The sequence below is a fragment of the Flavobacterium sp. GW823-FHT06G12 genome, assembly GCF_058794775.1.
Window position 1 is genome coordinate 80,133 of sequence record NZ_JBXAHE010000001.1, and the last position, 14,544, is coordinate 94,676.

Consider the following 14,544-nt stretch of genomic DNA (forward strand, 5'->3'; position numbering starts at 1 on the left):
TTTGTCAACTAAACTTAATCTTTTTATTTTTTGAAAATGAAATTTTGAAAAGAATAAACTCATTTTAATGCATTCCTATTAATTATTTGTTAAGCACTTTTTTTGCTTTTTATAGGAGAAAGATTGTTATACCAAACAAAGTATTTCATTTTTTACGCGAAATAGTACAAACTCTTATTTTTCAGTTTGCTTTTGCCCTCAAATGTTAATAATATGTTTCGCTTTTGAGTGGTTTTATTAATGTAAACGTAACCTAATCAACCTACCCTCAGCTTTAATTTTGGAGACATATAAGAAGAAACCAATACTTTATATATGCCATTTTTTAAACAGCACGATCATTATCAAGAGGAAATCAGAAAAAGTGTTTTGACTCACACTTTTGATTTGATTATTCATACCAAAATAATGTATCATGTATAAGAAGTTTACAGACGAAGAACTTGTTGAATTATTAAAATCGGGCAAGGATAAAGCTTTTGATGAACTTTATTTCAGATATCGAGATTTGCTTGTTCGGTTTGTATATCTCCGAATGAAATCGATTGCCATTTCAGAAGAAATTGTGCAGGAAGTTTTTACCTCTATTTGGGAAAGACGCAAAACAATTGTGATTCAGAAAAGTTTTGCTGCCTATATCTATACTTCGGTGCGTTATATGACTTTAGACTATATCAAATCGCACGAAGTTACCGATCAATACATTCAAGAAGTTTTAGAAAAAAATACGGTTTCGCAAATAAGCTACAACGCGATCGAAGATTCTATTTATTATGATGAATTGCAAAAAGCGGTTGACGAAGCGGCATCGTTACTTCCTAAAAAATCAAAAGAGGTTTTTATTCTTAGTCGCGTAAAACATTACACCAATAAAGAAATAGCCGAAGAATTGAATGTTTCAATCGAGACTGTAAAATACCATATTACATATTCGCTGAAATTCATGCGCACTTATTTGGGCGAATTCAATTAAAAGTAAACTTCAGATTAAGAATCCAATTTTTTTCTTAACAGAAGCGTAACCTTTTGCGCCTACCTAAAATTACAATTCCCAAGACATACTATTAAAGACATAAAGACATAAAGAAATTATAATGCCTGAAAATTTAAATAACGAAATCAAAAATTTTTTAGAAGGAAAGTATTCGCCGAAAGGACAAGAAATGTGGAATAAATGGTACGACCGTACAGATGATTTTTTTGATAATATGGAAACGGTTAAAGCGGACCGTTCAAAACTGAAAAAAGAATTAAGACAAATAAAGAATACCAACAAAGTTATTTCGCTTCAATATAAAAACTGGGCTGTTGCGGCTTCCTTGGTTTTCCTTGTTGGATTATCGGTGTTTTTCTATTCGACAAAAAATGCTGTAGAAAATAAACAGTTTGCAGTAAAACTAGGAGAACATGCTCATATAGAATTAAGTGACGGAACACAAATCTGGCTAAATGCAGGAAGTGTTCTTAAATATCCAAAGGAATTTAAAGGCGATACTAGAGAAGTGTATTTAAGTGGAGAAGCTTTTTTTGATGTAGCCAAAGACAAAAAACATCCTTTTATTATTCATACCAATAAAATGGATACCAAAGTTCTCGGAACCAGTTTTAATGTTCAAGCGTATCCAGATCAAACTACACAAGAAGTTTCGGTTGCAACCGGAAGAGTAAATGTTAAATCGACTGTAACAGACGAAAATGTATATGTAACTCCGGGACAGAAAGTGATTTTTAAATCGCAAAACAACAAGCTTCAAGCTTTTAAAGATGTTCCGTTGAATACCATTTCGCTATGGCGAAAAAATATTATGGTTTTTGAAGAAACACCTCTTTCTGAAGTTGTGGCCACAATCAATCGTAATTACAATGTTGCGATTGAAGTCAAAAACAAGAATTTAAACGATTTAAAGATTAGCGCTTATTTTAAAGAACTTCCTGCCGATCAGGTAATTGGACTAGTGTGCAATATCGTTAATGCCCAATACAAAATGGATTCTGGGGTTTACAAAATCGAATAATTCTTTAAACAATAAAAATAAAACTACGTAGCAAACTATAAACAAAACAATTACACTAAATCTAAAAACTATGAATGAAAAGCAAATGCGGTATGCCAGCATAAGGACAATAGGAACAAAATTATTCCTATTTATGACTTTGTTTTTTGCCGCACTAACAGTAAAAGCTGGGAATGTTGACATTAACAAAAGAGTGACTTTAAAAGTTGATAATGAGAGTATAAAAAATATATTTCAAAAAATTGAAAATCAGGTTGATGTACATTTTATGTACGAAAGCAGCCAAGTAAACGCCAATCAGAAATTAAGTTTAAAACTGAATAACGTAACATTAGAACAAGCGCTGGATAAAATTTGCGGAAATGCGCTTCGATATGAGATCGTGAGCAACAATATTGTAATCAAGAAAAATCAGAAAGTTGCTTTTGCTGATCAGAATAAAATTACTGTTTCGGGAACTGTTTTTGGCGGAGATGATAATATGCCATTACCAGGAGTTGGAATTAAAGATAAAGGTTCAGACGCAGCAACAGCAACAGATTTTGATGGAACATTCAAATTAGAAATAAACGCTTCAGAAGCGATACTTGTTTTTTCTTATGTAGGTTATATAACGCAAGAAGTAAAAGTTACTAGTTCGCAAAATATCACGGTAAAATTAGCAGCCGATGTAAAACAGCTTCAAGAAGTTGTAGTTATGGGTTACGGAAGTGTGAAAAAAAATGAAGTTTTAGGAGCTGTTGGTTCTGTTTCTATGAAAGAAACTTCTAGCAGAACATACAACAACGCTGCCGAATTATTGCAAGGAACAGTTGCCGGAGTTACGGTAATTAATGATGGTGGAGATCCGACTGCATCGCCAACAATCAACATTCGTGGTATTGGATCTTTGAACGCTGAAACGCCTTTAATCGTTTTAGACGGAATCATTTACAGCGGTTCTTTAAATACTATAAACCCAAATGATATTGCTTCAATAAACGTTTTAAAAGATGCGGCTTCTGCAGCAATTTATGGTGCAAGAGCTTCTGGTGGGGTAATTTTAATTACTTCTAAAAAAGGAGTTTCAGATAAAATTAATGTGAATGTAAACTACCAAGGAGGTTTTCAGAATGTTGCTAAAAAATTACAGGTTTTAAACGCTGCAGAATATGCTGATGCTATGAATTTGGCAAGAGATAATGCAGGTTTGCCAAGAATTCCTGCTTTTGATCCTGCATTTGAACCAACTGCAAGAACAACAAAAACCAACTGGATGGATGAAATTTTCCGTACAGGAGAAATTCAAGATTTGTCGCTTTCGGTAAACGGAAAAACAGAAAAATCTAATTTCTTTCTTTCTGGAAGTTATAGAAAAAACGAAGGTATTTTGCTAAATACTTATGGAGAACGTTATACGGTAAGAGCAAATTCTTCTTTCAAATTGGCGGATAATTTCACAATTGGAGAAAATATTTCGTATTCATTAACAGATGGTCAGACTGCTAATACGTCAAGTTCGTATACAGGAGCAATTCAAGCAGCAATTTTGTATCCGCCAAATGCAACAATTTATAGAGAAGATGGTTCAGGTCAGTTTGGCGGTGTTCCAGAAAAATATATTGGTTCTTATGGAGACGTTATCAATCCGGTAGCGTATTTGAAAAGATTAGACAATAAAAATCCTATTTCAACAATTTTGATCAATCCGTATGCAGAATGGGAAATTGTTCCAGGATTAAAAGTGAAATCGAACTGGGGGTACACTAGAATTCAAGATAATGCATCAGACTTTACAGTAAAAGTTACAGAACCAGGAAAGATCTTCGATTTCAACAGATTGACGCTGAAAAATATAACTACTACAGATTTATTGAGCGAGCAGACTATTTCTTATGAGAAATCATTTGGAAAACACAATTTGAAAGCTCTAGCTGGATATACATATCAGGAAACAAAAAGAGATTTTTATACCATTGAAGGAACTGGTTTTGATAATGAAGATCCATCACAGCGTTATTTATTAAATGCAAAATTAATTCAGCAGACGGCAGCTGGAAGATCAGATGAAATTATTTCTTCTTATGTGGGAAGAATCAATTACGATTTCAATCAGAAATATTTAATCTCGGGAATTGTTCGTCGTGACGGAACTTCAAAATTATTAGAAAATAACCGTTGGAAAGTGTATCCTTCTGTTTCTGCAGGTTGGTTAATTTCTGAAGAAAATTTCATGAAAGGTATCGAGCCAATCATCAGCAATTTAAAACTTCGTGCAAGCTGGGGACAAATTGGAAACTTAGGAAACCTTGGGCCATATCAGTTTAGTGTGCCTTTGGTACAAACTCAAGCTTTAATTGGAGCTGTACCATCAATTAATTATGGTTATGCTGAAAGCGAATTATCAAACCCGAATTTAAAATGGGAAAGTTCTGAGCAGACCAATATTGGTTTAGACTTCACGATGCTAAATAATAGCTTGGTTGGATCTGTTGATGCTTATGTAAAGAAAAACAAAGACATGTTGGTTCGTGACCAATTGCCTGGAGTTTCTGGAACGCCACAAGGAAGAATTGTAAACTCAGGAGATGTAGAAAACAAAGGAATTGAGGTGAGTTTGACGTACCAAAAAACTCGCGGAGAATTTAAATTTGATGTTACGGCAAACGCTGGATTCTTAAGCAATAGAATTGTTTCTATTAAAGACGATTTGAATTCATTAGAGCCGCTTGGTTTAAGCAGAGTTCGTAGTTTGCCATTAGCCAATATTTATCAAGTTGGAAGTCCAGTTGGAGCTTTCTACGGATATCAGACAAACGGATTATTTCAAAGTAATGATGAGGTGAAAGCGTATGTAAACAAAGATGGTGTAATGTATCAGCCAAATGCAGTTGCTGGAGATATTAAATTTAAAGATGAAAATGGAGACGGTGTAATCAACAATAGCGATAGAGTAGTGTTAGGAAGTCCTTTTCCAAAAACAACGTATAGTTTGAATGCCAATTTCAGATACAAAGGATTTGATATGAATATCTTTTTTAACGGAGCTGCAGGAAATAGCGTTTTCAATGCTGTAAAACATACAGGTTTAAATGCTTCTTTCCCAGGTTATAACTTATTGTCTGAATCTAAAGAAGCTTGGTCTCCAACAAACACCAATACCAATGTTCCAGTTCTTTCGTCAACAGATAACAATAACAACTTCGGACGTATTTCTGATTTGTTTATCGAAGATGCTTCTTTCTTAAGATTGAAAAACGTTTCGATTGGTTATACCGTTAAAGAAAGCTGGTTGAACGGAAAAGCGAAACTGAGATTCTTTATTTCGGGACAAAACTTATTTACGATTACTAATTATTCTGGAATGGATCCTGAAGTTGGACTTAAAAACTTCGGAATGGATTTAGGACGTTATCCGCTTTCTCGTATTTACATGACAGGTGTTAACGCAACTTTTTAAAAAATAAAAAACAATTAAAATGAAAAAAATAAGTCTTTTATTATTGAGTTTTGTGCTTTTGGTAAGTACTTCGGCTTGCGAAAGCGAACTTGATGTTGTGCCGCAAGGAGCTCCTTCGAGCGGGAATTTCTGGAAAACGCCAGCAGATGCAAAAGCAGGAGTAAATGCAATTTATGCTTTGTATTCTGATGATAATATGTACGGTCGTGGTTTCTTTTGGCTGAATAATGCCAGCGATGATATCGGAACTAAACCAAGACAAAATGCAGAAAGAATTAAAAATTTTATTGTAGACGGATCAGAATCGGATACTAAAGATATCTGGAGAATTCACTACGAAATTATGAAACGCTGTAATGACGTGATTCGTAATATTCCAAATATTGCATTAGACGAAAGTACAAAAAACGGAATGTTGGGAGAGGCTTATTTTAATCATGCTGTAATGCATTTAGAATTGGCATACCATTACGGAGACGATCGTGCGGGAATTCCAATTCAAGACAGAGAAAATCCAACAAATGCCTTTGTGCCTCGCGCAAAAAATGTAGCCGAAAATTACGCTTACATTGCAGCAGATTTAATCAAAGCAGCAGATTTGTTGCCTTATTTTGATCAGCTTACACCAGACAATTACGGACGCGCACACAAAACTGCCGCTTGGGCTTATTTGGTTCGTACCTATTTGTATGCAAAAGATTGGGACAACGCCATTAAATATGCAAACATGATCGTGGCTAGTGGAAAACACAAATTATTGGATAATTTTGAAGATGTATTTAAAATCAGCAACAACTGGTCTTCAGAATATATCTGGTCTGTAACTTCAAGTGCTGAGAATACTTCTTTAGGCTCTATTTTTCCTGGAGTTTGTTTAGAAGATAAAGGATGGGGAGTTTACAATGGATGGGGAAATTTCTATCCGACAAAAGAATTATTTGATACCTATGTGCCAAACGACAAAAGACGTAGTGCTACGATTTTACAAAAAGGAGACAAATTTGTTTACTTCGGAGAGACCGTAACTTTTAATGAAGGAAATCACGTAGTAAGTTCAAGTAATAGAACTGGTTATCAGTTTAAAAAATATATGGAGCCGTTCAGTTATCCCAAAACAACTTCGGGCGGAGTAGATATTCGTTATGTAAATGCGAATGGAGACAAGCCTTCAACTGCTTTAAATGTTCCTCTTTTACGTTATGCTGATGTGATTTTGATGTTAGCGGAAGCGAAATTAATGAAAGGGCAAAATGCAGATACAGAAATCAATATGATTCGTCACCGTGCAGGTCTTACAGATATTTCTGGAGCTACAATGGTCGATTTAAAAAGAGAGAGAAGATGCGAGTTGGCAGGAGAATGGACAGATCGCCATTTCGATTTAGTGCGTTGGGGAGATGCAAAAGAAACGTACGCAAAACCATTGCACCACTATAACGGAAGCGTAATTTATCCTGCTCGTAATTTCAATCCTGCAATTCATCATGTTTGGCCAATACCACCAGATGAAATTGCAGTAAGCAAAGGGGCTTTGACTCAAAACCAAGGCTGGTAATACGTAATTTCATTGTGTTTTTTTAGTTTTTTACACTGCAGTCTTGGTCAGGAGACTGCAGTTGTAAAAAAGCAAAGCTTGTCATTCCGAGGAATAGCAAGTCGTACGCATTCACACAATCTTGTCATTTCGACGAAGGAGAAATCCTCACTAGAAGCTCCACAATCTAAATCCCCAATCTTTGCCGAGTTGCTTACGAAGATTTGCTTCGCCTGTTCGCTATCGCTCGAGTCTCCTTCGTCGAAATGACAAGATTACTTTTTACTATGTGCATTTAAACTAGTGAAACGCCTTTACGCATAAAGAAAAGCTATGTTTCTATGTGTTAAAAAATAAATAGCATAAACCCATTTCTAATAAAGTTGCCTACAGCTTTAAAAGAATAAAAATCATTTTCGATGAAAAAAATAATCACCCTTTTTTGCCTTCAATTTTGCTTGTTCGTTCAAGCGCAAGAATACAGTTCTTCAAATATTCATTCTCATAACGATTACGAAAGTAAATTACCTTTTTATGGTGCTTATTCTAACGAAACAGGCGTTATAGAAGCCGATGTCTTTTTAGTAAATAATGAATTGTTTGTGGCTCACACTTCTAAAGAAATTGCTTCTCACAATACGCTAAAAAGTATGTATCTGGAGCCACTTTCTAACAAATTAAAAACATTGGAAGGAAAAGCGTATCCGAGCAATAAACCCTTAATTTTAATGATTGATATTAAGTCTGATGCCGACTCGACTCTAAAAGCAATTACACAACAATTAAAAACTTTTCCAGATATTATTTCGAATAAAAACATAAAAGTGGTTATTTCTGGAAACAGACCTTTACCGTCACTATGGAAGGAATATCCAGATTTCATTTATTTTGATGGAAGATTGAATGAAAATTATACTTCAGATCAATTAGCGAGAGTTGAAATGATCAGCGAAGATTTGCATGAAATCACAGTTTGGAACGGAAAAGGTGTTTTGACGCAGCCAGATGCTGAAAAAATTCAGGCAATTATCAAAAAAGTCCACGATCAAAACAAAAAAGTGAGATTCTGGGCTACGCAAGACAACGTGAATACGTATATGACTTTAATGAATTTAAAAGTTGATTTTATAGGAACTGATAAAGTAGACGAACTAACTCAATTTATAAATAACATTAAAACGACATTTTACCAGAATACAGAGTTTCATCAAGCTTATGTTCCTAAAAATATTTTCAAGAATAAACGCCCAAAAAACGTTATTCTCTTAATTGGAGATGGAATGGGATTAGCTCAAATCTATTCTGGTTATACAGCAAACAAAGGACAATTGAGTTTATTCAATATTCCAACTCAAGGATTCTCGATCACAAAAGCTTCCGATAGTTATATTACAGATTCTGCGGCAGGAGCAACAGCAATGGCAACGGGACATAAAACCAATAACCGTTTTATAAGTGTTGATGAACAGGGGAAACCGCTTCAAACCATTGCTGAACAATTGGCAAAGAAAAACTATAAAATAGGAATTATTTCTGCTGGAAATATTACAGATGCAACTCCGGCTGCATTTTATGCGCATCAGCCAGAAAGAAGTTTTAGCGAACCAATTGCGAACGATTTTCTTTCAAGTCCGTCAGATATTTTGATTGGAGGAGGTCAGAAAGAATTTATTTCTAGAAAAGATGGTAAAGATTTGTCTAAAGTTTTAATCGAAAAAGGATACACTTTCTCAGATAAATTCTCGAGTTTAGATACGATTAAAAACAGCAAATTTGTTGTTTTAGAAGACGCAGCGGTAGTTTCTATAAAAAATGGAAGAGGAGATTTTCTAACGAAATCTTTGGCGAAAGCGACAACTACTTTTTCAAAAACAAAGAATCCGTTTTTTATTATGGCAGAAGGCGCTCAAATTGATTACGGCGGACACCAAAATAATGTGGAATATGTAGTTCGTGAAATGCTTGATTTTGATAAATTGGTTGGTCAGGCAATGGAATTTGTAGATAAAAACCCAGAAACGCTTTTGATCGTAACCGCAGATCACGAAACTGGCGGATTATCTCTAATTGACGGAAATATTGAAAAAGGTTATGTTCACGGAAGCTTTAGCACCAACGATCACACGGCAATTCCAGTTCCTGTTTTTGCTTATGGACCAGGATCTGAGAAATTCATGGGAGTTTATCAGAATACAGCGATTTACGACAAAATTATGGAGTTGATTGGAGGGAAATAATTTCTTAGATAAATTCAAATTAAAGGAGCTTCTTAAAAGGAAGCTCCTTTTTTAATTACAGAAATATTTCGCTCCTCTGGAGATTTTTGATTGGTGTCTTGAATTTCATCTATAAATATTTCGCTCTTCCAGAGCTTGAAAATGTCTTTGTAAAGTCCCAGCGGGACGAAATATTTATAGAAACAGAATTACGGTTTAAGAAAGAGCCCCAGAGGGGTGAAATATATCGTTCCGCTGGTGCTTTTTTTAATTTGTGTTTAAATTTCATCTATAAATATTTCGCTCTTCCAGAGCTTGAAAATGTTTTTGTAAAAGTTCTAGTGGGATAAAAAAATATAGTTTATCTGCTTTTCATATTTCACATTTTGACATTTCACTTATTTTCCTTTCAATAAATTGATGCTTACTGTTGCCGTATCTGCATCTGGAAAGCGTTTAAAAATGGATTTATCTGGAAATAATCCTGCTTCTGCCGCAATCGCATTAAAAACATCAATTTCAACAATATATTGATCCGAAAAACCATGTGTGGCATCATAAGCTGTTGCTGGAGTTCGACCTAAATTATTGGCCGTAAGTTTCGGATTTATGGTGTGGAGTTCAATCAAAAGAAGACCAAATTTGCGTACATAAGGAGACCATTTTTGCAAATGTTCTAAAAGATTATCTTCAACCAGATTATTGCTAATTCTTTTTCCTCTGTAAGCAAATGCACCAGTTGAGGTACTGACTCTGTTTTCGTTACTATGCTTCGGATCTTGCCAAATTCTATTATGATCTAGAAAAGTCCTTACATTCAACAGATCTTTTAGGTCGATATTATAATTTTCTTTTAAATCGTCAGCCAGTAAATCAGGACGTCCGATATCTCCCCAAATTACTTTTGCCCAAATGTCTGCATTTATCAGATTGGCTCTGGTTACTTTCAAAGCGGTTTGGTTATAATCAACCCCAACTATAAACAGCGGATATTCGTCGAGCATTTTTCCTCTTAAAGTTTGCCTGTCAATTACTTCAAAAATATGTTGTAGAAAAGCGCCATTTCCGCAACCCATATCGAGAATTCCTTTTGGCTGTTCTTCAATAGGAAGATTAAAAAGCTTTATAAGGATTTCATCGACTACTTTAAAATAAGTGTCGTGAGCGCCACCGCTTCCCCAAACGTTCATTTCGCGATCCACATGAAGTTCGTTTTCACCTTCGGCAGTTCTTAAAATATCCGGATTTCCAAAAATCAATTCTTCAATTTTAGCAAATGTTGGCAGATAGGAAACCGTAACTCCATAAGCGCTGGCTCTTTTAGCAAAAAATAAACCAGCTTCGGTAAATTGATAATTGCCATTTTTTTCTAGAAACCATCCCAGATGAACAAAAAAGTCTAAAATCTTTTTAAAATTTTCGGGTGATTTATGAAACTCTTCGGGTCTGAAAGAAGTTTCCATAAAATACTTATGAAACATTCCGTTCATTGCCAAACGTACTATTGTTGGCCCAATCAGATAACCTTCAATATGTTTTAAAATTTGCTCTTGAATGCTATTCGTTAGAGGATCACTGGAAGGCTCAATTTCGTATCTCTTTTTATATTTTTCAAAAATGATATTGAGTTTTTCAAAAGGAGTGTCTTCAAACAAACGCGGATGAAAATGTATAGATAATTGAAGCAATTCTACAACATCTCCGTAAAGATGAAATAATGAAAAAGCAATTTCGGTTTTCTCATTTACAGAAATTGAAATAGTCTGAGTTTTATTGTTGATTTCATAATCTAAAAATCCTTGAGAAGCGAGAACTCGTAAAGCGATATTTAGATAGCCTTCGTTGGCATTAAAAACCGATGTGAGTTCAGATAAAGTGGTTTGCTTTTTATTTAAGATAAAATCTAGTACAGATTTATTTTTTAACGCTATTGCTACAGGCGCAGTAACTAAGCCGTCAAGATGCCTGAAAATGGAACTTAAGAGTTGTGATTTATCGGTCATAATGCAAAAATGAAGGTTAGTTAAAAATAATGATTTTTTTCTTACTTAATGCACCTGATTTTTATGCTAAGGTTTTGCTATAAATTGAATTGAAAAGCCGAATAAACTTCTGCATAAAGCAAAAAAAACCTCAATAGAATATTGAGGTTTTTTAAAATTCAGCGGAGAAAGAGGGATTCGAACCCCCGGACCTGTTACAGTCAACAGTTTTCAAGACTGCCGCATTCGACCGCTCTGCCATTTCTCCAGTGTGTCGCAATCGTTTCGTGATTGCGAGTGCAAATATAAGGCGTTTTTTTAATTGTGAAAATTTTTTTTGAATTATTTCTAAAGAAAATAATAGAGTAGTAAAAAGAACAGCGATCAATAAAGTTAAGGGTTTCAAAGTCAACAGAGAAAGAGACTTTGTAATCTAAAAATATTTTAGCAGAGAAAAGACATCAGTTTTATTGGCTCTCTGTTTAATTTGTTTCAACTAAACAATTAAATCGTCTGATTTTTAATGTTATACTAATATTTTTCTTATTATTGTGGTATAGTACAGGATAGTACTAAATCTTACTAACTAATATTGAAAAACTATGCAAGAAAAAATTACAAAAGAAAAAGTATCGGTTAAAAAACTACTGACTTTAATGCTGTTTTTATTAACGATTTGCAGTTGGAGTCAGAGTTACGAATTTGAAAATGGCACCCGCACAGGAAATGCTGACATTCAAAACTGCGATTCCTGTTCAGGAAAAATTGTCGGTAATTTAGGAGGCACCGGTAGCGTTTCTGTAAATGTTACTGTAGCAGCAACGGGTTGGTACAATCTGCAATTGTTTTATTGTACGGGAGATCCACGTGCGATTCGATTAACAGCTGGTTCTGCCGCGGCGATTGCGATTCCTTGCGAACCGAGTGGAGGATGGAGTACAGCTGCTTCTAAAAACATAAGCGTTTATTTGAACAGCGGCACAACAACTTTGCTTTGGGATAATACCAACTCATGGGCTCCTAATCTCGACAAATTTATTTTAACACCTTTAGCAGCAGGAACTAACCAAACTATTGCTTTTGGAACAAATAATAGTATCGTTTATAATTTAACCAATAAAACGTATAGCATAAAATTTAATGGTGCGACTGTAATTAGCAATGCATCTGCTTATGCAAATAGCGATCAGCAGTATGTGAGTACTAATTTTGCTTCAGCGGTTTATAGTTCAGAATCATTTACCGATAATGTGGGAAGCGGAACTAAGCACATTTTTACCTTAAGTGGAAATTATTCGCTCGGAATGCAGCAGATTTTTTATACCTATACCAATAAAAATTATCTGGCTGTACAAGTTGTGCTGACAGGAAATGGTTCAAACTGCTATAAAATGTCTCCTTTAACCAGTAATCAGGTAACGCCAAATTTTGGAACAGGAGATACTAGAGCTGTATTTGTTCCTTACGATAACGATGCCTGGATTCGATATAATGCCTATACTTTAAATTCGGCTGATTTTACAGCATCTGAAGTAACTAATATTTATAATAATACCAATCGTAAAGGTTTGGTAATTGGTTCGTTGGAGCATACAAAATGGAAAACAGGTGTTACAGTAAGTGGCGGCGGTTCTTCATCAGCTTATGTTTCGGTAATTGCAGGTTGGACAAAACAAGATGTAACCCGAGATGCAAGAGGACATGGTTGGGTAAATGTGGGGCAGACAAGTTGCCCTTCTCCAAAAGTAATGATTAATGCTACAGACGATTGGAGGACAGGATTCGAAGAATTTGCGCAAGCAAATGCAGCAATGCAACCTAAATATATTTTTGACTGGACAACGCCAAAACCAATTGGATGGAACAGCTGGGGAGCTATGCAAACCAATATTAACTTGACGAAAGCAAAAGCAGTTGTAGATTTTTTTCATAATGATTGTCCTGCATTTAAAACTCAAGACAATACTTTATATATTGATCTTGATTCTTATTGGGACAATATGAGTGATGCTGAGCTAGCTCAATTTGTCACTTACGCAAAAAGTAAAGGTTATAAGGCTGGAATTTATTGGGCTCCTTTTGTAGATTGGGGAAAATACAATCGTCAGGTTGAAGGAAGTTCATATACTTATAATCAGTGTTGGACAAAAGTTAACGGAAATCCTTTAGAGTTGGATGGAGCTTATGCTATGGATCCGACAAGTCCAGGAACTAAGGCTAGAATTCACTATTTTATAAATCGTTTCAAAACCGCAGGATTCGAAATGATAAAAATTGACTTTTTAACGCATGCGAGTATTGAAGCTGACAGTTTTGCAAATAATCAGCTTCATACGGGTATGGAAGCGTATCAGGAAGGAATGAAATATTTGATTGATGAAATTGGCGGAACGATGTTAGTGCAAGCCGCAATATCTCCTAATTTGGCTACTGGCCCTTTTGCGCACGTAAGACGTATAGCATGCGATGCCTACACAAACATAAACGAAACAGATTATACTTTGAACAGTACAACTTATGGCTGGTGGCAAAATCAAATTTACGATTATATAGATGCAGATCATATTGTTTTTGGGACTGCTTCAATAGGGCAAAATCGTGCAAGATTATTAAGCAGCGTGGTTACAGGAACAGTAATTGCAGGTGATGATTTTTCTGTTGCGGGTCAGTGGAAAACAACTGCACAAAGTCTTTTGCAAAATAATGATGTAATGAATGTTGCTCGTAACGAGATGCATTTTATTCCTGCCGATGGAAACACAGGATACAATGCCGCAAATGTATTTTCTGCAACATACAACAACGTTACTTATGTAGCTGTTTTTAATTACGGAAATACAACGATGACAAATAATATCAGTTTTAGTCGTCTAGGACTTGGATCAGGAAATTATACAGTCAAAGAGCTTTATTCTGGAGCGACAAGTACCGCTCAAAGCACATTGAGTGTTCAATTGCCTCAAGCAGATGCGGCTATTTATGCTATTTCGAACGCAGGAGTACTAAGTGCGCCAAGTTACAATTGGCCAACTGCTTCTACAAATTATGTCTTTCCTAATCCTGCATCCAACAGTTTCAGAATTAAGTTTGATCAAGTAATTAATGGTACAGCGACAATTTCATTATATGATATAAGCGGAAAAGAAGTTTGGAAGAATGCTATTACTGCCGAAGACATGATTAGTTCAGAAATACCAGTAAACGGACTTTCAAAGGGTGTTTATATGGTAAAAGTAAAAGCGACTGGACATCCGGTGCAAAACTTTAAGTTTGTTAAGAATTAAAGACTTTTAAAACTTTCAAAAATCCCGATTTTCACTTTAGTTGAGAATCGGGATTTTTTGTTTTGGCTAGAATG

7 protein-coding genes and 1 tRNA gene are annotated in these 14,544 nt (G+C 35.0%); 6 read left to right on the forward strand and 2 right to left on the reverse strand.

From position 1 onward, the window contains the following. The first annotated feature begins 415 nt into the window (after positions 1-415). The 5 genes from AC1Q5Z_RS00315 (at position 416) to AC1Q5Z_RS00335 (ending at position 9,225) form a co-directional block, all read left to right on the forward strand. The gene (locus tag AC1Q5Z_RS00315; RefSeq protein WP_492443268.1) at positions 416-973 is read left to right on the forward strand and encodes an RNA polymerase sigma-70 factor; all 558 of its coding nucleotides are present in this window, start codon (positions 416-418) and stop codon (positions 971-973) included. Between the two features lie 121 nt (positions 974-1,094). After that, complete coding sequence (locus AC1Q5Z_RS00320; RefSeq protein WP_492443270.1) at positions 1,095-2,015, forward strand: FecR family protein; 921 nt, start codon at positions 1,095-1,097, stop codon at positions 2,013-2,015. Between the two features lie 70 nt (positions 2,016-2,085). After that, positions 2,086-5,454, forward strand: a complete 3,369-nt coding sequence (locus AC1Q5Z_RS00325) for a TonB-dependent receptor (RefSeq protein ID WP_492443272.1) — start codon at positions 2,086-2,088, stop codon at positions 5,452-5,454. A gap of 19 nt (positions 5,455-5,473) precedes the next feature. Then, the gene (locus AC1Q5Z_RS00330; RefSeq protein WP_492443274.1) at positions 5,474-7,009 is read left to right on the forward strand and encodes a RagB/SusD family nutrient uptake outer membrane protein; all 1,536 of its coding nucleotides are present in this window, start codon (positions 5,474-5,476) and stop codon (positions 7,007-7,009) included. A 398-nt stretch (positions 7,010-7,407) separates the two neighbouring features. Further along, the gene (locus tag AC1Q5Z_RS00335; RefSeq protein ID WP_492443276.1) at positions 7,408-9,225 is read left to right on the forward strand and encodes an alkaline phosphatase; all 1,818 of its coding nucleotides are present in this window, start codon (positions 7,408-7,410) and stop codon (positions 9,223-9,225) included. 377 nt (positions 9,226-9,602) lie between these two features. On the opposite strand, the gene AC1Q5Z_RS00340 is transcribed toward AC1Q5Z_RS00335, so the two are convergent. Together AC1Q5Z_RS00340 and AC1Q5Z_RS00345 are read right to left on the reverse strand one after the other, a co-directional pair. Beyond that, complete coding sequence (locus AC1Q5Z_RS00340) at positions 9,603-11,207, reverse strand: class I SAM-dependent methyltransferase (protein ID WP_343586180.1); 1,605 nt, start codon at positions 11,205-11,207, stop codon at positions 9,603-9,605. A 162-nt stretch (positions 11,208-11,369) separates the two neighbouring features. Then, a tRNA-Ser gene (locus AC1Q5Z_RS00345) sits at positions 11,370-11,454 on the reverse strand. A gap of 334 nt (positions 11,455-11,788) precedes the next feature. On the opposite strand from AC1Q5Z_RS00345, the gene AC1Q5Z_RS00350 reads away from it, so the two are divergent. Beyond that, complete coding sequence (locus AC1Q5Z_RS00350; protein ID WP_343586183.1) at positions 11,789-14,470, forward strand: T9SS type A sorting domain-containing protein; 2,682 nt, start codon at positions 11,789-11,791, stop codon at positions 14,468-14,470. Positions 14,471-14,544: the final 74 nt, after the last annotated feature.